Source organism: Microbacterium sp. NPDC090014, from assembly GCF_044748285.1.
In the GTDB taxonomy this organism is placed as follows: domain Bacteria; phylum Actinomycetota; class Actinomycetes; order Actinomycetales; family Microbacteriaceae; genus Microbacterium.
The window spans coordinates 1,073,834-1,095,763 of record NZ_JBIVFS010000001.1 but is presented as its reverse complement, the minus strand read 5'-3'; the positions used below and the strand labels follow the sequence as shown (position 1 = coordinate 1,095,763).

General features: G+C 66.9%; 11 protein-coding genes. 7 read left to right on the top strand and 4 right to left on the bottom strand.

Annotation, left to right across the window (positions count from 1 at the left end):
• Positions 1–58: 58 nt before the first annotated feature.
• The gene (locus ACIPV5_RS05165) at positions 59–1,189 is read right to left on the bottom strand and encodes a low temperature requirement protein A (RefSeq protein ID WP_400341243.1); all 1,131 of its coding nucleotides are present in this window, start codon (positions 1,187–1,189) and stop codon (positions 59–61) included.
• Between the two features lie 354 nt (positions 1,190–1,543).
• On the opposite strand from ACIPV5_RS05165, the gene ACIPV5_RS05160 reads away from it, so the two are divergent.
• The 7 genes from ACIPV5_RS05160 to ACIPV5_RS05130 all read left to right on the top strand — a co-directional run bounded on the left by ACIPV5_RS05160 (position 1,544) and on the right by ACIPV5_RS05130 (position 13,045).
• Complete coding sequence (locus ACIPV5_RS05160; protein WP_072590690.1) at positions 1,544–3,076, top strand: sugar transferase; 1,533 nt, start codon at positions 1,544–1,546, stop codon at positions 3,074–3,076.
• Positions 3,077–3,174: 98 nt separating this feature from the next.
• Positions 3,175–4,323 (top strand): DUF1972 domain-containing protein, encoded by a 1,149-nt coding sequence (locus tag ACIPV5_RS05155; RefSeq protein WP_400340177.1) that lies wholly within the window; start codon positions 3,175–3,177, stop codon positions 4,321–4,323.
• Positions 4,320–5,435, top strand: a complete 1,116-nt coding sequence (locus ACIPV5_RS05150) for a Gfo/Idh/MocA family protein (RefSeq protein ID WP_053098702.1) — start codon at positions 4,320–4,322, stop codon at positions 5,433–5,435. The genes ACIPV5_RS05155 and ACIPV5_RS05150 overlap by 4 nt, the downstream gene beginning before the upstream one ends.
• Positions 5,436–5,437: 2 nt before the next feature.
• Positions 5,438–6,325 carry a hypothetical protein gene (locus ACIPV5_RS05145; protein ID WP_200955152.1) on the top strand — a complete coding sequence of 296 codons (888 nt, stop codon included), beginning with the start codon at positions 5,438–5,440 and terminating at the stop codon, positions 6,323–6,325.
• 1 nt (position 6,326) lies between these two features.
• A complete protein-coding gene (locus tag ACIPV5_RS05140) occupies positions 6,327–7,472 on the top strand; it encodes a glycosyltransferase family 4 protein (protein ID WP_400340175.1) in 1,146 nt (381 codons plus the stop codon).
• A gap of 178 nt (positions 7,473–7,650) precedes the next feature.
• Entirely contained in the window at positions 7,651–8,268 is a 618-nt protein-coding gene (locus ACIPV5_RS05135; RefSeq protein ID WP_053098699.1) for a DUF4352 domain-containing protein, read from the top strand.
• 64 nt (positions 8,269–8,332) lie between these two features.
• The gene (locus ACIPV5_RS05130; RefSeq protein ID WP_400340173.1) at positions 8,333–13,045 is read left to right on the top strand and encodes a PKD domain-containing protein; all 4,713 of its coding nucleotides are present in this window, start codon (positions 8,333–8,335) and stop codon (positions 13,043–13,045) included.
• 58 nt (positions 13,046–13,103) lie between these two features.
• On the opposite strand, the gene ACIPV5_RS05125 is transcribed toward ACIPV5_RS05130, so the two are convergent.
• From ACIPV5_RS05125 to ACIPV5_RS05115, 3 genes are all read right to left on the bottom strand, one after another.
• Positions 13,104–15,503 (bottom strand): right-handed parallel beta-helix repeat-containing protein, encoded by a 2,400-nt coding sequence (locus ACIPV5_RS05125; RefSeq protein WP_400340171.1) that lies wholly within the window; start codon positions 15,501–15,503, stop codon positions 13,104–13,106.
• Between the two features lie 284 nt (positions 15,504–15,787).
• Positions 15,788–16,411: a CDP-alcohol phosphatidyltransferase family protein gene (locus ACIPV5_RS05120; RefSeq protein WP_082298073.1), complete on the bottom strand. Its 624-nt coding sequence runs from the start codon at positions 16,409–16,411 to the stop codon at positions 15,788–15,790.
• A gap of 89 nt (positions 16,412–16,500) precedes the next feature.
• Positions 16,501–21,852 (bottom strand): PKD domain-containing protein, encoded by a 5,352-nt coding sequence (locus ACIPV5_RS05115; protein ID WP_400340169.1) that lies wholly within the window; start codon positions 21,850–21,852, stop codon positions 16,501–16,503.
• Positions 21,853–21,930 lie beyond the last annotated feature (78 nt).

Here is a 21,930-nt window from a genome sequence, read left to right as displayed (position 1 = left end):
GATGTACCCATGGTCACGGAGGAGGCGATCAGCGAGCTATGCCGCGTCTATGCAGAATCTATGGCTCTCGACGCACCGGCGGATGGAGGACGAGGACGACCACGATCACCACGAGCACGAGGGCGCTGACCGCCACGGGGATAGGCAGCAGGGCGTCGAGGAGGACGACAGCCGCACCGACCGGCACGACGGTGTTCACCACCCTGTCGGCGTTCTCGCGGATCGCGATCCACCAGACGCCGAGCAGGAAGATCGCGATCGGGATGGTCACGGTGAACGACGCCTGGATGGTGGAGAGATGGCTCTCCCCTATCAGGACGTCGAGTTCGACCTCGATGCCCGCCGAGAAGGCGGCGGCAGCGGCGAAGACGAGATAGTGCGTGTAGCCGTAGCGGAGCGAGCGGCCGAACGTCGTGATCGCCCTGTGGTGCGGCGCCCAGAAGTAGATCCACCAGAGAGATGCGGTCACGACCAGGGTCAGCACGGAGATCGAGATGAGAGGGACGAAGGAGTCGAGTTCGTTCTTCGCGTCGATGATCGCATTGGCGGAGGCGAGGAGGCTCTCGCCGAGCACGATCAGGGTGAACAGCCCGTAGCGCTCGGTGATGTGATGCGGATGCCAGGGCGTCTGTCTGCGGTGCTCGGCGAACACGGGCACGCTGACCTCGACGAGAGCGAAGATCACGAAGGCCACGAGCTGGAGGGGGCCCGACGGGATGAGCAGGAAGAGCACCCAGAGCACCTGCACACCGGCGATCCCGATGGCGTACCGACGCGCGGCGGCCTTGAGATCTCCCGCACCGCGGGACGCCCGGAGCCACTGCGCGATCATGGCCACGCGCATGACGATGTAGCCGATCACCGGGACGGTGAAGTCCCCCTCCTCGAACGCCGCAGGGATGCCGGCAGCGAGCACGAGCACCCCGCCCATCTGGATGATGGTGGTGACGCGATACAACCAGTCGTCTGTGTCGAAGGAGGTGGCGAACCAGGTGAAGTTCATCCACGCCCACCACACCGCGAAGAACACCATCGCGTAGGAGGTGATTCCGTGCACGAAGTCGCCGTGGCTCAGCGCGTGGTGCAGCTGGGCCGAGGCGATGCTCACCGCGACGACGAAGACGAGATCGAAGAACAGCTCGAGCGTGCTGGCCGTGCGATGAGGCTGAGCCGGATCCCTCGGCAGCATGCGGCTGAGATGGAATCGAGGCGCTGAAGTGGTGGTCACGCGGTCAGAATATCGGGGGCCATTCTCCGACTAAGCAGATGTACCGGAATACAGGTTGATCCACTCCCGTGAATTATCTTCCCCTGAACGTTTGGTTCCGCTAGAGTGAACGAAGTCTGCAGTGCCTGCTGCCAGCACCACCGTGTGGGACGGTGACCGCAACCCGTGATGTGGGATCACGGATGCAGCAGGACCCGAGGGGTCGGGAACGCAGACGATGCCATGGACGTGGGGTCCGTGGTCTGGGGAATATCTGGGGATAACTATGGCGCACTGGGGAATTCTGCGTACATTCAAGGCTCAAGGGGCCTCGGCATGACTTCCGTCGAGGATGCTCTGAGCATCACTCGCGCGGGTTCGGTCTTCACGCCGGTCTCTGCTCCGCGAGCCGCGAAGTCGGTCACGCGCACGGTGGTCACACCGCGCGTGTCCGCAACGCTGGAGCGACGTCGCCAGTGGGAGCGGCGTTATCGGATGCGACTGCGGATCACGGATGCTGGGGTCATCCTGTTCGCAGTCGGAATCACAGCAGCGGTCCAGGTGATGACCGGTGTCGCAGGGGAAGAGGCCCTGCGCAACGGCATTCTGCTGGCCACGCTCTGGTATCTGATGCTCGGCGCGCTGCACACGCGTGACGCAGCGCTGTTCCGCGCCAGCGCTACCGAGTACCGCGGTGTGGCACACGCGAGTGGATTGGCGTTCGGGATCATCGCCATGCTCAGCGTCGTGCTCGGCTGGCAGACGATGCAGCTCGTGCTGCTGGTCGGCCTGCCGCTCGGTGTCCTCACGCTGCTCGTCACGCGCTGGGCGTGGCGGCACTGGCTGACGGCGCAGCGTGCGCGAGGTCGTTTCGCCTCGCGCACGCTCGTCGTCGGCAACCGCGACGACGTCGAGTACGTCATCCGCACCCTGCACCCGATCGGCGCCTCCGGGTACCAGGTGGTGGGCGCGACGCTGCTCGACGGCAACGCGCGAGATGTCGAAGCACGCGGCGAGCAGTTCCCCGTGCTCGGCAACGTCAACTCCGTCTCCACCGTGGCTGCCGAACTGGGCGCCGACACGATCATCGTCGCAAGCCGCCCAGACGGCGAGCCCGACTTCGTGAAGCACCTCAGCTGGCAGCTCGAGGGCACCGCCGCAGAGCTCGTGCTCTCGAGCCGCCTCACCGATGTCGCGGGCCCGCGCATCTCCTTCGCTCCTGTCGAAGGTCTTCCGCTGATCCAGGTGCAGATCCCCTCGTACGAGGGCGGTCAGCACGTGCTGAAGCGCGCACTCGACATCGCCGTCGCGTCCGTTGCTCTCATCCCGATCGCACTCATCACCCCGATCCTCGCGCTCCTCGTCAAGCTGGACTCGCCCGGACCGCTGTTCTTCTCGCAGGAGCGCGTCGGTCGCGACGGTCGCACCTTCAAGATCATGAAGTTCCGCTCGATGAAGACCGACGCCGAGCAGCAGCTCGCGACGCTCAAGGAGCAGAACGAGGGAGCGGGCCTGCTGTTCAAGATGAAGGACGACCCCCGCGTCACGCGGGTGGGCAGGATCCTGCGCAAGCTGTCTCTCGACGAACTGCCGCAGTTCTGGAACGTCCTCATCGGCGACATGAGCGTCGTGGGTCCGCGCCCGCCGCTGCCCACCGAGGTCACCGCCTACGACGGCACCGTGTTCCGTCGGCTCTACATCAAGCCGGGCATCACGGGCCTGTGGCAGGTCTCCGGGCGCAGCGATCTCTCGTGGGACGAGAGCGTTCGCCTCGACCTGCGCTACGTCGAGAACTGGTCGGTCATGAACGACCTGCAGATCATGTGGCGCACCGCCAAGGTCATGGTCCAGCCCAGCGGGGCATACTAGGTACAGAACACTGTGGTTCGGTCTGCCGGGGAGGCGGATGCAGGGCCGTGATGCAGTGAAATGGGTGCGGGAGCACCCGACATGAGGGGGAAATCACCGTGCCATCAACCGTTCGGATACTTGGCACCCACGGCGTTCCTGCCGCCTATGGCGGCTTCGAGACGGCGGCCGAGAACGTCGGTCTGTATCTTCGCGATCAGGGGTGGAACGTCATCGTCTACTGCCAGCTCCCGGGCGAGGGTCCGACCACGGTCGACGACTGGAACGGTCTCCAGCGCGTGCTCGTGCACGAGCCACGTGAAGGCTGGAAGGGCACGTCGGCATTCGACCTGACCACGATCCGTCACGCGATGCGCGAGCACATCGACGGCGACGTCTGGCTGACCTTCGGCTACAACACCGGTGTCTTCGACGTCATCCCGCGGCTTCGGCGGATCCCCAACGTCATCAACATGGACGGCATGGAGTGGACACGCAAGCGCTGGGGCATCGTCAAGCAGGGAATCCTGCTGGTGAACGAGCGTCTCGCCGGCTGGGTCGGCGATGTGCTGATCGCCGACCACCCCGTGATCGCGACGTATCTGCGGCGCCACTTCGGCACGCGGCGCGTTCAGACCATCACCTATGGCGCCCACGAGGTCGTCGATGCTCCGACCGCACCCGTCGAGGAACTCGGCCTCGCGCCCGGCAGGTATGCGACCGTCGTCTGCCGACCGATCCCCGAGAACTCCGTTCTCGAGATCGTGCAGGCGTGGTCGGCCACCTCACGGGGAATGCCGTTGGTGGTCGTCGGCCCCTACGGCGAGGACGACCCTTACCACGTGGCTGTGCGGGCGGCGGCATCCGATGAGGTGCTCTTCCCCGGCGCCATCTTCGAGCCGGAGCGGATGCGGTCGCTCCGCTTCCACTCCGCTCTCTATCTGCACGGTCACACTGTCGGTGGGACCAACCCCTCGCTCGTCGAGGCCATGGCCGCAGGCAACCCCGTGATCGCTCACGACAACTCTTACAACACCTGGGTCGCAGGACCCGACAACGCCTACTTCACCGGAGCCGACGATCTCGCCGGCCTGCTCGACGACGTGCTCTCCGATGACAGCAGACGGCAGCGCATGGGCGCCGCCAGCCGCGACAGGTTCCACGCGGAATTCACCTGGACCAAGATCGGCGCCGAGTACGAGAAGGCGCTACGGACGGCACTCGCGCGACGAGGCCACACGCATCAGCAGACAGGGGTAAACGCATGATCGATGTCGCGGTAGTCGGACTGGGGAAGATGGGACTGTCCCACCTGTCGATGATCAAGGCCCACCCAGACGTGAATCTCGTCGGAGTGTGCGATGCGACGGGGTACCTTCTCGACATCCTCGCGAAGTACACGGGGGTCACGACATACAAGGACCTCGACAAGATGCTCGACGAGGCTCGTCCGCAGGCAATCATCATCGCGACGCCGACGCACCTGCACGCCGGCATGATCCGGCGGGCGCTCGAACGCGGCATCCACGTGTTCTGCGAGAAGCCTCTCGTCATCGACCCCGCTGACAGCATCGAGCTCACCGCACTCGCCGAGCAGAAGGGTCTGGTCACACAGGTCGGTTACCACAATCGGTTCGTCGGCGCCTTCCGCGAAGTAAAGCGACTCCTCGACCTCGACGCGATCGGCACCGTGAACACCGCGCTCGCCGAGGCGTACGGCCCCGTCGTGCTCAAGCCCGCCGGGCGCACCTGGCGAAGCGAGCGAGCGACCGGTGGAGGGTGCCTCTACGACTACGCGGCGCATCCGCTCAACCTCCTCACCTGGTACCTGGGCACACCGGAGTCGGTGAGCGGCAGTCAGCTGACGAGCATCTTCTCCGCCCAGATCGACGACGCTGTCGCGAGCACTCTGCACTACCCCGACGGCACGGCGCAGATCATCTCCAACTGGTCTGACGAGTCGCAGCGCAAGATGACCACCAAGATCACGCTGTGGGGCACCAACGGTCGCATCTACGCAGACCGCCAGGAGATCCACGTCTACCTGCGAGACACGGCGACGATCCCCGAGGGATACCGTGTCGGTTGGAACGTCCGATACACCACCGAGCTCACCGAGGCACCGTGGTTCTATCTGCGCGGCGAGGAGTACAGCGCCCAGCTCGACTCGTTCGTGCAGCGTGCGCAGGCCGGTGCGTCCGCCGGCACGAACGACTTCGCGTCGGCCGCGGTCACCGACAGGGTGATCTCCATGATCAGCGAGGACGCGGTGCGCGAGGACTCGCGCCTCACCTCTGACGCAGCATCCGATCTCGCAGTGAACACCGCACCGAAGGGGCGCATCGCGGCGGCATTGACCGCGCTGCGCGGAGGGAAATGACTATGACGACAACCACTCGAACGATGGACCGGCTGCTGTTCGGTGACAACCAGTTCTTCGGCGTCAATCACATGTCAGAAGAGAAGGCACGGGCGCAGCAGATGCGCTTCCAGGACACAGACGCCATCATGAGCGTCCTGGACGCCGCGTACGACGAGGGTGTCCACACCTTCATGTGCACCACTCACGACCGGATCGCCGAGGTGACGGACCACGTCCGCGCGCACCCCGATCGTTACTCGGACATGACCTTCTTCCCGTGTATGCCGTATGCGCACAAGTACGCCAATGCGGTGACGGAAGACGGCTTCCTCGGCGCAATCCGCAAGTTTCTCCCGGAGGAGGGACTCCTCGACAGCATCGCTCGCGGCACCTCCTCGCTCGCCCGCAAAGACATCGAGGGCGTGACGACGCTGCTCATCGATGCCGAGATGAAGATGTTCGAGGGCCTCGACACCCCCGTCATCTGGCTTCAGAACGTGGTCGTCGATCTGCTCTCGGGGCTGGGCTTCACCGACGCGTTCCGCATCTTCGCCGATCACGTGCGCAAGCGCTACAACGCGGAACCCGGTTTCATCACGATGAACCTGCCTCGCCTGCTCGACGACCTCGACAAGGCCGGCGTCGAGAACCCGATCGTCTGCTCGAACATCAACAAGCTCGGCTTCCGTATGTCCGGGGGCGTCGACGCGTACCGCGAGGCGATGGACAAGCGCCCGTTCCGCGCGGTCGCGATGTCGGTGTATGCCAGCGGTGCCATCCCGCCGCGGGAGGCCATCGAATGGGTGACCTCGCTACCGAACCTCGAGTCGATCGTCTTCGGCGCATCGAGCAGGGCGAACATCGCGTCGACAGTGAGTCTCGTCGACGAATACTGGCCGCAGCGCTGACATGCCCACCGGTGATCCCAACGTCGTCCTGATCGCGAACCCCGGTGCCGACCTCTACGGCTCGGATCGGATGGTGCTCGAGACCGTGCGGGCTCTCGTAGTTGCGGGGCGACGAGTCGTCGTCACCGTGCCGGCTTCGGGACCTCTCGTGCCGCTGCTCACGCAGGCGGGTGCCGAGGTGGTCGAATGCTCGACTCCCATCGTGCGCAAGGGCCTGTTGAGTCCGCGCGGGCTGATCAGCCTGTTCGTCACCGCTCTGAGGTCGATCGGACCGGGCCTCCGACTGATCCGGCGCGTCGACCCCGGCGCCGTGATCGTGAACACGATCACTCCCCCGCTGTGGATCGCCCTGGCCCGGTGGAGCCGCCGGCTGACCGTGTGCCATGTCCATGAGGGTGAAGGCTCCGTGTCGGGCATCCTGCGACGCGCGCTCTATCTTCCACTCGTGTTCAGCCATCGGGTGATCGCGAACAGCGATTTCACAAGGCGTGTCCTCGCCGAGGCCGCGCCTCGGGTGCGCTCGCGCACCGTGGTGGTGCACAACGCCGTTCCGGGGCCGCCAGAGGTCGTGCCACCGCGTTCGTCCCTCGTCGCGCCGACCCGCCTTCTGTACGTCGGGCGTCTCTCTCACCGCAAGGGTGTGCATGTCGCGGTCGATGCGCTCGACATCCTCGTGCGCGGTCGCCGGGACGCCCGCCTCGACATCGTCGGAGCCGTCTTCCCGGGCAACGAGTCCTACCTCGAGGAGCTGCACGCTCGCATCGAGCAGCGCGGACTCGGCGAGCGCGTCTCCTTCCTCGGCTTCAAGGCCTCCGTGTGGGACGCCCTGGCCCGCACAGATCTCTCGCTCGTCACCTCTTTGGTCGACGAGACGTTCGGGAACACCGCTGTCGAGGCCGCGCTGTCCGCGCGCCCCGCAGTCGTGAGCAGGGTCGGGGGTCTGCCCGAGGCTGTCAGCGCCTCGCAGAGCGCCACGCTCGTCACCCCCGGCGACGCCGCCGAACTGGCTGCGACCATCGCCGCGAAGATCGACGACTGGCCCGCGCAGGCTCGGCTCGCACTGGCGGATTCCGTCGCCGTCGCTGAGGCGTTCTCGACTGCGCGCTATTCGGACGGCATCCTGGCCGCGCTTGCCCTGAAGGTCTAGCGAACTCTATCCACAGGTCTCTTGTCCCCCATCCGGTGGACATGATATGATCTCGCCACTGGGGATAGTGTCATTTGGGGATGACACAAGCTGACCGATCCGTTCTGAACGGATCGATGTCGGCAACCCTGATTGGGGAATCTGGGGATCGACAATCATGATGATTGCGCGTACAAGCATGTCCATCGCGACCCTCGCGCTCTGCGTGAGCCTGGTCGCTTGCACCGGCAGCAGCGAGGCACCGAGCGGCGGGGGGCCGTCGGCGAATCCGTCGGCGACGTCCACTTCGGATCCGACCGCGGGTGCCGTAGCACCGAGCGAGTCCGACGGGCCGTCTCCGGACGAACCGGTCGCGAAGATCGAGAGGGCGGGCCAGTCGGGCGAACCGAGCGTGAAGGCGGATCCCGCCCGCACCTCGGATGCGGTGTCCTATGACGACGGCGTGAGCGTCGCGATCGACGATGTCACGTTCGCAGCAGAGACGGCGCAGGGCCCCGGGAGCTTCCCGGACCGCGAGTACGCCCGCCTGACGATCACGATCGACAACGGCTCCTCGCAGGCGATCGACCTCGGCACCTCCGTGCTGACATTGCTCGACGCTAACGGCGCGACCGCCGTGCGCGTATACGCCGCAGAGGCTGAGACCGTCGACCTCGCCGGTGTCCTGGCAGCCGGAGAGAGCGCCACCGCCGCGTACGCCTTCGCCGTTCCCGCCGATGCGCGCGACGAGGTCACGCTGGTCGTCGACTTCGACGGCGACCATACATCCGCAATCTTCCGCGGAGGGCTCGACTGACATGTCATCACTGAGCCCGCGCGCCACCACTCGACTCGACCGCATCTCAGAACGAGGAACTTCCATGACACGCACCGCCCGCGGAGCAGATCGTCTCCGTCGCGTGATCGCCGCGATCGCCACCGCGGCCACGGCGCTCGCCATGATCGCTTTCATCGCGCTGCCGACCGAGTCGGCATCCGCTGACACCCCCGGCCAGCCCGACACCGTCACCGCCGACGTCCTGCCGACGTGGCAGATCAACGGCGTCGTATGGAGCCAGGCGGTTGCCGGGAACACCGTGTACGTCACGGGCAGCTTCACCAAGGCGCGTCCGCCGGGGGTCGCCGTCGGCGGCCCCGGCGAGATCGACGCGAACAACGTGTTCGCCTTCGACATCACCACCGGCAACCCGGTGCCCAACTTCAACCATGCCTTCGACGGCCAGGGCCTCGTCGTGCGGGTCACCCCCGACGGCAAGACGGTCTACTTCGGCGGCGACTTCACCGCTGTCGACGGACAGGCTCGCGCGCATGTGGCCTCGTTCGACGTCGCAACGGGTGCGATGCTCGATTGGGCACCGCGCGCTGACGGACAGGTACGCGGTTTCGCGTTCGCCGGTGACACGGTCTACGTCGGCGGCAACTTCCGCTCCAGCGGGGGGCAACCGCGCAGCGAGCTGGCCGCCTGGAGCAGCACGACCAAGGCGATCCTCCCGTGGGCTCCGTCTGCCGCCGGCGACGGATTCGTCTGGGACATGCTGATGAGTCCCGACGCGTCCCGCGTCATCATCGGAGGCTCCTTCACGACGCTCAACGGCGCGTCCGCCTACGGCATGGCATCGATCGACGCCGCGTCGGGCACCGCCCTTCCGTGGGCCGCCACCGACAAGATCAAGACGGCCGGCCTCAATGGCGCGATCTCGAGCCTCAGCACTGACGGCACCCAGGTCTACGGGACGGGCTATGCCTTCGGCGCTGGAGCGTCGTTCGAGGGAACATTCGCTGCGGACCCGTACACGGGCTCGATCAACTGGGTCAACGACTGCCTCGGCGACACCTACGGCTCGTTCCCCAGGGACGGGGTGCTGTACTCCGTCTCGCACAAACACGACTGCAGTGTGGTCGGAGCGTTCGGCGACACGAACCCGCGTTCACGCTGGACCAAGGCCATCGCCGAGAGCACGACACCCACGGGCGTCATCACCAAGAAGGACGCCTACGGCTGGGACTTCACCGGACTCCCGTACACCGAGCAGCTGAACTGGTACCCCGACCTCGAGTTCGGCACCTACACCAGCTCTCGCCAGGCGGCCTGGTCAGTGACCGGCAACGCGAACTACGTGGTGCTCGGCGGCGAGTTCCCGAAGGTGAACAACGTCGCTCAGCAGGGGCTCGTCCGCTTCGGCAAGACGAGCGTCTCGCCGCACGCGGTCGGCCCGGTGTACAACGCGGGCCTCACACCGGCTCCGTACTCGAACGAGTCCGGCGTCGTGCGCGTGCCGTTCACCAGTGTCTGGGATCGTGACAACGCCACGATCACGTACGACGTCTTCCGCAGCCCGTCGGTGAAGATCGCGACCTTCACGCGCAGCGACGGCCGCTTCTGGAACCTCCCGGACCTCAGCATCACCGACACCGGGCAGGCGCCCGGAGCGCAGGTGCGCTACCAGGTCAGGGCCAAGGACGCAGACGGCAACGTCCAGTGGAGCGCGTGGTCGCCCTACGTCACCGTGTCGAGCACGCCGACCGCTGCATACCGCGCGGCAGTGCGAGCGAGCGGAGCCGAGCATTACTGGCGCCTCGATGAGACCACGGGAACCCGCCTCAAGGACGACATCGGAAACGCAGCGGGCACTGCGACAGGCCTCACGCTCGGCTCGAGCGGCGCGATGACGAACGACACGAACGCGGCCATCACCTCCGCGGGCGGCAGCTCACCGAAGATGACGACGCAGGACGTCAACGCCGCGCCCGCCGCAGTCACCGTCGAAGCCTGGGTGAAGACGACGAACACCAGGGGCGGACGAATCGTCGGCTTCGGCGACTCGGCCACCGGCACCTCGACCTCGGGCACCACCGATCGCGTGCTCTACCTCGACACCTCGGGGCGAGCGAACTTCGCGATCAACGACGGCTCCTACCGCACGATCTACAGCCGGACCGCCGTGAACGACGGCAACTGGCACCACATCGTGGGTACCGTCGGCAGTGAGGGGATGCAGCTCTTCGTCGACGGCAAGCGCGTCGACCGCGACCAGGCCAGAACCTCGCCGAGGATCTACGACGGGTATTGGCGCATCGGCGCCGACCAGACCAACGGCTTCACCAACAAGCCCACCAACGCGGGACTCGCGGGAACGATCGACGACGTCGCCGTGTATCCGGCGGCCCTGAGCCCGTCGGACATCCAGTCGCACTACCTCGCGAGCGGGCGTTCCGCAGCCTGGACCTCGACTCCGACGGATGTCTACGGCGCCGCCGTATCCACGGACAAGCCTGACCTGTTCTGGCGTCTCAACGAGACCGTTGCGGGAAGCATCGTCGATTCGGCGACCGGCGGCACGACCGGAAACCTCTCCGGCACCGTGACCCGGGGGCAGGCATCCGCGATCGGGGCCGGCACGGCGACCACGTTCAACGGGACGAGCGCGCTCGTCGTCGCTCAGGAGGCTTGGACGGCGCCGAGCACCTACAGCGCCGAGCTGTGGTTCAAGACGACGTCGACCAGGGGTGGGACCCTGATCGGGTTCGGGAACACGACCAGCGGACTGAGCTCGTCGTACGACCGTCACGTGGTGATGCAGAGTGACGGCAAGATCCAGTTCGGAAGCGGGCAGCCGCAGACGACGCTCGTGACCCCCACGGCTTACAACGACGGGCAGTGGCACCATGTGGTGGCCACTCAGGGCACCGGCGGCATGAAACTGTGGTTGGACACGCAGCTGGTGGGCAGCAACTCGATGGCAGGGGCTGAGAACTACCGCGGCTACTGGCGCATCGGCGCGGACCGCACCTGGGGAAGCACACTCAGCAACTACATCGCCGGCACACTCGACGAGGTCGCCGTGTACCCCACCGCTCTCTCTGAGCAGCGGGTGCGCGATCACTTCGCCGCAAGCGGCCGGACAGTGCCAGGACGTGCCCCGGTGGCAGCGTTCACATCTGCGGCGAACAAGCTGAACATCGCGGTCGATGCCAGCACCTCCACCGACGCTGACGGGGGCCCGCTCGTCTACGCCTGGAACTTCGGTGACGGCACCCTGGCGGACGGGCCGACGGCGTCGCACACCTACGCCGCTGGCGGAACGTACACGATCACGCTCAAGGTGACGGACAGCACATCGTTGGTCAACACCCTCACGCGCGCCGTGACGGTCGCTCCGAACCAGGTCCCGACGGCAGTCGTCACCACGAACGCGGATCACCTCGACGTCGCCTTCGACGGGTCGGCATCGACGGATCCTGATGGCACGATCGCCTCGTACGCCTGGGACTTCGGTGACGGCGGGACAGGCACCGGGGCGACCGCGTCGCACAGCTACACGACGGCGGGCACATTCACCGCAACGCTCACCGTCACCGACGACAGCGGCGCCACGGCGACCGCGACTCGCACGGTGACGACGACGCTGGCGCCGAACCAGGATCCGACGGCCGCCTTCACGACGGCGACCGACATGCTCCGGGTCTCGACCGACGCGTCCACGGCGGCGGACCCGGACGGCACCATCGAGTCGTACGCCTGGCAGTTCGGAGACGGTGCGACCGCGACCGGAGCCACCGCGGAGCACACCTACGCGAATGCCGGCACCTACACGGTGACGCTCACGACGACCGACAACAGAGGGGGCACCTCGACGGTCACGCACGACGTCACCGTCGCGCAGAACCAGGCACCGACCGCGGCCTTCACCACGTCGGTCGCGAACCTCACCGCCTCCGTGAACGCCTCCGGCTCCGCGGATGCCGACGGTACCGTCGCCTCCTACGCCTGGGACTTCGGAGACGGCACCTCGGGCTCGGGTTCGACAGCCACGCACGCCTACGCTGCCGGGGGCACGTACACCGTGACTTTGACGGTGACGGATGACCGAGGCGCCACTGCCACCACAACGAACGCGGTCACGGTGGCGGCTCCGCAGGTATGGGCGCAGGACGCCTTCACGCGCACGGCGACCAACGGCTGGGGCACCGCGACGACGACGGGCGGCCCATGGACCATGTTCCCGAGCAGCGCGACGGCCCTCAGCAAGTTCGCAGTCAACGGCACGGGCGGCACGGTCACGCTGTCCGCTGGCAACAACTACTCGGCATCGCTCGCCGGCTCCACGCCGTCGACGAACACCGAGGAGCGGTTCACCGTGGCGTTCAACCAGCCGTCGACCGGCGGCGGCTTCTACTTCTCGGCTCTGGGCCGTCAGATCGACAGTGGCAACGACTACCGCGCGAAGTTCCGTGTAGCCTCCACGGGCGTCGTGTCGCTGTGGCTGACGAAGACGATCGGCGGGGTCGAGACGGTCCTGTCGTCTACGACGATCCCCGGTCTCTCGGTCACCACCGCAGATCAGCTGAGCGTCAGACTGCAGGTCACCGGAACGAACCCGACCACGTTGAAGGCGAAGGTGTGGCGCACGTCGGCCACCGAACCCACCGCGTGGGCACTCACTGCCACGGATGCGACGGCGTCCCTGCAGACCGCCGGCTACGTCGGAGTGAACAGCTACCTGTCGGGGAGCGCGACGGCAGTGCCGGTCGTGTACACCTACGACGACTTCTGGTCCGGCCCGGCTCAGTAGGGGAAGCAAAGAGGCCGGGGTGCTCACGCACCCCGGCCTCTTGCATGTGTTCCGCCGATCAGGGGAAGCGGGCCCCGATGGTCGGCGTCGCAGAACCGAGGATCGTCGCCACCACTGCTGGGATCGTCCGGGCCGACGCGGTCACCCCGGCCAGCAGCCTTCCGGAGCGATCGGTGGCCGCACGACCTTCGATCGCGGTCGAGTTCGCGTCCTGCCCGGTCGTGCCGCGGTACGTCGCCCACGTCGAGAAGACGTAGGGGTTCACGTTCTCCGCGCCGCGCGACCAGACGACGAACCAGGTGGGTGCGGCGGCACCGTTGCGCTGGACCACATTGCCGTCCGAGCGGATGTTCAGCTGCGCGGGTGTGTACCGGTGGGTGTAGTCCTCGACGCACACCGTGCAGTTGCCCGCGCTCTCACCGATGACGTTGTTGCCCATCGAGATGTCGCGGATGAGCCACGGCATCGTCGGGTCCGGGAACGGGCGCCGAGCGTTGTGTCCCGGCACCGACGCGTCAGTGGCGCTTCTGCTGTCCTGCACGACGTTGACGGCGCGGTCGCCGCCGATGATCGTGTTGTTCCAGAGGTTCACACCACCGGTGTTGTTGATCTTGACCCCGTTGCCGACGTTTCGCAGCACGAGGTTGTTGACGAAATCGATCTTCTGCGAGAGCTCGAGGAATGCCCCGGCTCCCTTGTTCTCGATGATGTCGGATCCGGCGATGCGGACGTCGTACACGGACTGGTCGAGCCAGACACCCGGCCCGTCGTTGCGCAGCAACGCGGAATCGGTCACCGTCACGCCGCGCGACTTCGCGATCTTCACTCCGCCGGACACCGGCGATGTGTTGAAATGCTCGGCGTTGTTCTCGATAGCGAGCAGATCATCGATGACGAGCGCATCGGCGTAATTCGCGCCGAGGCCCATGAGGCCGTTGCGTGCGAGCGTGACATCGCGGACCGTGGCGTTCGACGACCCGACGAAGAGTCCTGTCGAGGCGTTGTCGTAGATCACGACGTTCTCGAGAGTCGCCCGCGGCGCCTCGACCGTGACGGCGCCCATCATCCACACGGACGTCGCATAGTTGCGGATGCCGATCCCCCGCACCACGGCTCCCTCGCCTCGGAGCGATAGCGCCTTCGTCAGCGTCGAGGTCTTGACGTTGCGTCCGGTCGGATCGGTGCCGAGGTAGAGGCGGTCGTTCGCGACGTCGGTGAAGAATGTGCCCGCCTTGAGATTCGCGAGCGAGGCGACCTCCGCCTGTGCGACGCCATCGATCCAGACCTGCTCGGGATGCGCGGCCATGGGATGCGCGTCGTTCAGCCATCTCCACCCGGCCTCGGTGCCGTCGGCCTCACCCTTCGTGAACGATGGGGTGGAGTCGAAGTCGTACTTCCAGTCGGCGCTGAACCAGCGTCCACTCGAGCCCTGCCAGTTCTTCAGCGTCGACGCCCCGTCGAACCAGACGGCCTCGCCGGGGTAGGACTGCACCGTGAGCTTCTTGCCCGCGGGGATCACGACCGACTCGTGATACGTGCCTGCCCGAAGCACGAGAGTGGCCCCGGATGCTGCACGGTCGACCGCAGTCTGCACGGTGGCGAAAGGCGCTGCGGACGACCCTGTTCCGGCGGCCGTGCCGCTGGGACTCACGAAGAGCGCACCCGATGGAACGGCGTAGTTCGTCGACCCCACCACCGCAGAACCGGCCGCGGTGCGAGTGCCGGCCACGTTCCAGACCGGGGCTCCACCTGCGGGGGCCGCCGGAGCGGTCGGCGTCGTCGGAGTGGTCGGCGTCGTCGGGGCCGTCGGAGCGGTCGGCGTCGCCGGGGGCGTTGTCGGCTTCACCTCCTGCTTCGTCGTCACCCGAAGATCGTCGAACAGGACCGCGAGTGCGGGAGTGCTCCGCGAGACATAGAGTCGCACTCCGGTGCGGCCGGCGACCGTGAGTCGCTTCGTCGCACGGTCGGTGACGCTGAGCTTCCAGGTGGACGGCTTCACGCCCACGGCGTGCACACGCGCGTCGATGGTGACGGCGACCGTCCCCGCGAGACGGGTCTCGAGCACGAAGGGGACTCCGGCCTTGACCCGCAGGTCCGGAACCGAGGTGTGGCCGAGCGAGGTCTGCACGCCCGCGTTGACTCGGAGCGTCTCGAGAAGGATCACGCCCTTCGGGTCGACGCGCACCTGGGTCTGATAGAAGCCGTCGGCGGTGAGGCGCGACTGCAGGCTCAGGTACACGCCGGAGCCTGCAGTCGGAAGCTTCGGAAGGGTGAAGACCGTGGACTGGGTCGAGTCTCTGACCGACAGGCCGACAGGCCGAGCGGTGACCGTGGCGCCCGGGGCGGCGGCGGTCAGCTTGGCCGCGCCGTTGGCGACCGAGGCTGAGGTCACGGGTGCCGCGTCGTAGGTCGTGCCCTGGGCCGATGTGCCGAGGCCCTTGGCGACGGTACGGGTCATGGAGTCCTGAACCACGACCACGTCTGTCGTCGCCGCCGCGGCGGGTGAGACGACGACCAAGGGGAGTAGAAGTGCGGATAGGGATGCGATGAGGGGGAGGGTTTTTTTGCGCATGAGGGGGAGGCTCCGATGTGCTTCTCGTCACTGCAGGGTCGGGGTGGCAGCTACGACATCCGCCTTCGGGTGGCGGATTATCCTAGACCATAGCCTGAATTCCCTGGGTAGTCACGCTGGGTTCGCTGATATCGATTGAGTAAACGTCAGCGATCGGAGATCCTTTCGACTCAGCCGAGCGCCGACATCTTTCGGAACCATATGGCCAAGGCCGCGGCCAGGTACAGCAGCGCGGCGAGTCCCAGCAGGCTGTATACCAGCATGAACGCGGGCGCCCAACCCCAGAGCACGAACGCGAAGCACAGCACGCCGTAGTCGGTGGGTAGACCCATCAGAGAACGGACGAGCGAGAATCCCCCGGCCTGCGCTGCCTGCGGCACCCCGCGCTTGCCGCGCAGGAGGTCGTTCAGGATCATCCCGAAGAAGGTGACCGTCGAGATCACGGCGAACCCGAGCGGAACCAGAAGCCAGAGATCGGAGGGCAGCGGGAAGAAGCGGTACCAACCGATCACGACGGCGAGCGGGAGGGAGACGAGCTTGGTCGAATCGAGAACGTGATCGAGCCATTCTCCGGCGAGCGATCCGCCCCCACGCAGTCGCGCCACCTGGCCGTCGGCGCTGTCCCACGCATAGCCGATCGCGAGAAGCAGCCAGACGACGATGCCGAGAACGATGGACGGGGGCACTGTCGCCAGCAGGACGATCCCCGTGAAGGTGAACGCGGCGCTGATGAGCGAGACCTTGTTGGGCGTGAGGCCGGCGGTGTATGCGCCCGCCGCGATCACTCGACCCACCGGACGATTGACGAACACCGAGTAGGCGGGGGCCCCGCGGGCCCTCCCCTTCTGCGCTGCTGAAAGGCTCCGGTAGGCGTCTGCGAAACTCAGGGGGTCACTCCTCGTGCTCGGAAGTCATCGAATGCCACGGTGTACGGAACGCTGCTGAATCCGGACCCCGCGTATGTCGAGATCCCGATGTAGCCGGCGGTCTGCAGGGCTGCGGTGGAATCGGTCGTGGACAGCTGCCAGGCAGCCGGTTCTGTCGTTCCCGCCGCCCAGAGCTTACTCCGCAGCGTCGTCGTACCTGTGCCGAATGCCTGCACTCGCACGTTATATATCGTTCCCGCTGCGAATGTGAACCCGGTGAGGTTCTGCGAGACGAGCGCCGTGCCGCCGCGAGCGAGCTGCGCCGTCACCGAGCCGTCGGCCCCGATCAGCCAGCGTGCACGGTAGTCGTCCGCACCGACGACCCGGGCGAGAGCCGCGACGTAGACCCGCGCGCCCGTCGGCAGTGCGGGGGCCGTGACCGTGAAGGTCAGGTCCGTGCTGGTCGAGGTCGCCGCGTTCAGCGATGCGGTGCGGGTCTGCCCCGCCGCCTGCGTCGTGAACTTCGCGGCGCCGTTGTCGATCGACACGTTCGCCGCTCCGCTGGTCTGCGACCAGACGCCGCCGGTCTGCGCCGTTCCCAGAGCACCGTTCGCCCGACCGAAGTCGTCGGCGGCGAAGGCAGCGCCCGCGGGAGCGACCACGGTCACCGACTGGGTGACGGTGTTCACGGCGCCGGCGTTGTCGGTCACCGTGAGCGTCACCGTGTATGTGCCCGCTGCGGCATACGGGTGCGAAGTCGTCGCGCCCGTGCCGGTGGTGCTGTCACCGAAGTTCCACGCATACGAGGCGATCGAGCCGTCAGGGTCCGTCGATGCCGAGGCATCCACTGCGACGGTGAGATCCGTCGGTGTGGCCGTGAACGAAGCGACCGGGTTCTGGTTCCCCGGGGCCGGAGCCGTCACGGTCACCGGCTTGGTCACCGTGCCCGTCGCACCCTTGTCGTCCGTCACAGTCAGCTTCACCTGATACGTGCCCGCCGCGGCGTACGTGTGCGCCGTCGGCGTCGCTCCCGAACCCGTGGACCCGTCTCCGAACTCCCATGCGTACGACGCGATGGTTCCGTCGGCGTCCGCCGAGGTCGACCCGTCGACCGTCGCTGCGAGGCCGCTCACCGAGCTGGTGAACGCGGCCGTGGGCGCCTGGTTGGCGGGAGGAGTGGGACCGACCGTGGTCGAGCCTGCCCAGAAGTTGTCGAACCGTGTCTGGAAGGGCACGTTGGTGACGGATCCGCCGAGGTACACGCCGAGTCCGACGTGGCCGGCCGACTGCAGTCCCGCCGTGGAGCTCGTCGTGGTCGACGTCCACGCGGTCGGCTCCGTCGTTCCGACCTTCCAGACCTTCGCCCGGACCGTGGTCGGAGACGTGCCGGTCGCCTCGGTGCGCACATGCAGCGCCTCGCCCGCGGCGACGGTCAGCCCGGTCGGAACCGTGGTCAGCACGGTGGTGGTCTGCTGCAGCTGCAGCTGCACCCCGCCGGTCGGAGACACGATCACACGGGACCTGTAGTCCTCGGTGCCGACGCGGCGTGCCGCCACTGTGTAGTACGCGCTGCCTCCGGTCGGAAGCTGCGGCAGGACCACATCGACGTCCACCGCGGTGTCTGTCGAGGAGACGCCGGTGAGGTAGGCGTACCGCTGCGCTCCTCCGGCGGGCTGCTGGAACGCCGCGTATGCACCGCTGACCAGGTAGTTGGATGCCGTGTTCGACAGCGTCCAGGCCCCACCCGTGTTTGCGGTCCCGAGGCCGCTGGCGGCCGTGCGGTTGAACGAATCCGAGGCGTATGTCACTGCACCGACCGGCGCCGACACGGTGATCGAGGCGGTCTTCTGCGAGGTGGCACCCTCGTCGTCGGTGACGGTCAGGGTGATCGTGTAAGTGCCGGCTGCAGCGTATGTGTGCGTCGCCGTGGCCCCCGAGCCCGCTGCCGTCGAGTCACCCCAGTTCCAGGAGTATCCGGCGATCGTGCCGTCGGTGTCCTGAGAAGCGCTCGCGTCGACGTCGACCTTGAGGTCGGCCGCCGCCGAGGTGAACGACGATACGGGCGCCTGGTTGGCCACCGCCTCGACGATCGCCGTCTCGGTGTCGGTCGCGCCCTTGTCGTCGGTGACCGTGAGGGTCACCGTGTAGGACCCGGCGACGGCGTAGGTGTGCGTCGCCGTAGCACCGGAGCCCGCGGGCGATCCGTCGCCCCAGTTCCAGCTGTAGGCCTGGATCGTGCCGTCGGCGTCAGTCGAGGCCGAGGCGTCGACCGCGAGGCCGAGCTTCGTGACCGCGGTGGTGAAGCTGGCGCTCGGCGCGATGTTCGCCGGCGCGCCGGTCGTTCCCAGCGCGTAGTGCTGAGAGACGGCGGTCTCGGAGATGGGCGTCAGATAGACCGCTACCTCGTCGATGGCTCCGTCGAACTCCCAGTCTCCGGGGCCCCAGGTGACGTCGCCACCCACGTGCCAGTATCCGGTGTAGTCCTGCGCGTTCGTCTGGCCGTTCGACCCCTGCAGCACGCCGTCGACGTAGAGACGCATGCCGGTCGCGCCCTGCGTCGCGACCACCTGATGCCACTGACCGTCGTTGTACGACGCGCTGGTCTGCAGCGTCTCGGCGAAACCGACCCACACGCCGTAGATCAGCTTGCCGTCGGGTGTCATGTAGACGTGTCGGTCGTACCCGGAGGAGTTGCCGTCAGCGCTGTTTCCGAATCCGATGATCTTGCCACCGGTCGTGGTGTCCGTCTTGAACCACGCCTCGAGCGAGTACGACCGCGGGTTCGTGAAGGCGTTCTGGCTGATGACCTGGCCGCCCTCGAACGTGGCCGCCGAGTTGCTGACTCCCTCGAGAGCTCCGTTCGCGCCCCTGGTGACAGCGCCGAAGTAGTTGCCCTTCTGGTTGTAACCGGAGGCGTCTGCCGCGACACTGCCGGTCGACTCGCCGAGACGCCAGTACAGCGCGGGGTCGGCGGCGTAGACGGCTGCGCCGTATGCGTCGCTCGGTGCGGTCGAGCCCTCGAGCTCGCGTCCGGATGCGGTGTAATGGGCGGCTGCCTGCTCGCGCGTCAGCGGAGCCCCGTAGATGGCGACCTCGTCGATCTGACCGTCGAAGAACGCGGCTCCAGACCAGGAGGTGTCTCCACCGACACGCCAGTACCCGTTGTACGGCTGGGCAGAGGTGACATCGGTGCGCTGGGCGACCCGGACGCCGTCGATGTAGAGCACCATGCCGCCGTCGCTGAGACCGGCGGACATGTAGTGCCACTGACCGTCGTTGAATGCGGACGACGAACTGATCGTCTGAGATGAGCCGGGGTAGACGCCGAAGGTGACGCGTCCGCTGGCCTCCATGTAGACGTGGCGGTCATAGCTGCCGGATGTGCCGGTCGAGCTGCTGCCGAAGCCGACGATCTTGCCGCCGTCGGTGGAGGTCGTCTTGAACCAGGCCTCGACACCGAAGGTGTCAGGGCCGGCGATGGCCGAGGTGGTCGACGCGAAGCCGTTGGCCGAGCCGTCGAAGTCGGAGGCGTCACGGGAATCCGAGAGCATGGCGCCCGAGGTTCCGCGGGTGACGCCGCTGCGTACCGCGAGGTCCGATGCACCGGCCCAGTCGTACGAGAGGGTCGCGGACGAGTCGTCGAGCGGCCAGTAGCTCAGGGGCGCGTCCTCGAGCACCGCGGTACGGTACGCACTCGGAGCCGCCGAGCCGGACGCCGTCACGGTCGTCGTCCCGCCGAGGATTGAATGACCTTCGTTGTCCGTGGCGCGCACCCGGTATGTGTAGCTCGTGCCGTTCGTGACGGTGGTGTCGACGAACGCCATCGGGGGCAGGCCCCAGTCGGCGGACTTCGACCGGATCTTCTCGTAGGTCTTGACGACCACGTTGTCGCGCATGACCTCGTACTTCAGGAACTCGCTGTCACGGTCGTAGTTGAGTGGCCAGCTCACGCGGATCGATCCGCCGGTGAGCGCGATCGAGGATGCCGGCCACGCGGTGTTCCAGAGGATAGGGCCCTGTGCGTTCGGAGCCTTGCTGGTCACGGCGAAGCGGGCGAGGCCCTGCTGCCCGGTGTTGTTCACCCGGGTGAACTCGCCGCCGTACACGAGGTACTCGCTGTTGGAGGAGACCGACCACGGACCCTGCGATGCGCCACTGACGTTGCCCGCGTTGAAGGCGGGGAACCAGTGCTGCAGCTTGGGTGCGGGGTTTCCGCCGAAGTCGTAGTAGCCGAGGTTCAGGCCATAGGGCGTGGTGCGCTCGACGTCCTTTGTGACGGCCAGGCCGCGGTAGAACGACCAGGGGTCGCTCTGCGGGAATCCGTCGACGAGGCTGCCGCAGTAGTGCGAGTGGCCAGCCGCGTACACGCTGTCGCCCATGGGCTCGACGTCGTACTGGTCGCCGTGGCAGTCGTTGACCCAGACCAGGTTGCCACTCGACCACGACGCACGGAACGAGCCCTCGAGGTTGCCGCCGTTGCCGAAGACGTAGCCGGTGCCGTAGATGTCGTCGCCGTCGGACTTGAGCGAGAGAATCGCCGCGTCGAGACCGGCGTTGCGGATCACGTTGTTCGCGGAGAAGGGCAGCAGCGAGGCGTCGGATGCCGACACCATGGCCAGTCCGTAACCGGGATTGGAGCTGCCGTTGAGGGTCAGGAAGTTTCCGCCGAGCACGACCTTGTCACCCGCGGGAGAGACGGTGACGACGCGGCCCTGACGTGACTCGAGCACGGGCGCCCAGGGGAGCAGAGTGCCGCTGCGGGTGAAGGCTGCGGCGCCGGAGCGGTCGTTGCCCGAGACTCGGCCGAACGTGCCGGTGATGTACACGGTGTCGTTGGTCGCGGCCACGCCGGAGGTGACGCCGTTGGAGTTCGGGTTGAACGCGGCCAGGTTGCCGCTGGGCAGATCGAACGCGGCGACGCGGTTGCGCGTCTGGGTGTTCACCGTGGTGAAGTCGCCGACGATGTAGAGCCGCGTTCCGTCGGGCGAGGCCTCGACCTGGCGCACCTGGCCGTTGATCGAGGGGGCGAACGAAGTGATCAGCGCGCCCGTGCGGATGTCGTAGGCCAGCAGGTTCGATCGGGGCGTCTCGTTCGTCCCCGCGGCCGCGCCCGCCGGGCGTGCGCTGGTGAACTTTCCGGCCGCGTAGACGACGTTGCCCACGACTGCCTGATCCCAGACGATGCCGTTGATCTGAACCGTCGGAAGCGAGTCGGCGGTCACCGTCGGCGCTTCCCCCTCGGGTGGACTGACGTCCGCCTGAGCCGGCGAGATCGCCACCAGCGATCCGAAGGCTATGGCGAGCGTCATCGCGATCGCGATCGATGCTCCCCGTGCGCGGCGTCCCCAAGACAGAGCTGTAGTGCCCATCGTTCATCTCCCCAGATGATGGACCGTTCGCGCTCAACCCCTACATTGGCACCGAACGATGATTCCCCAGTATTCCGT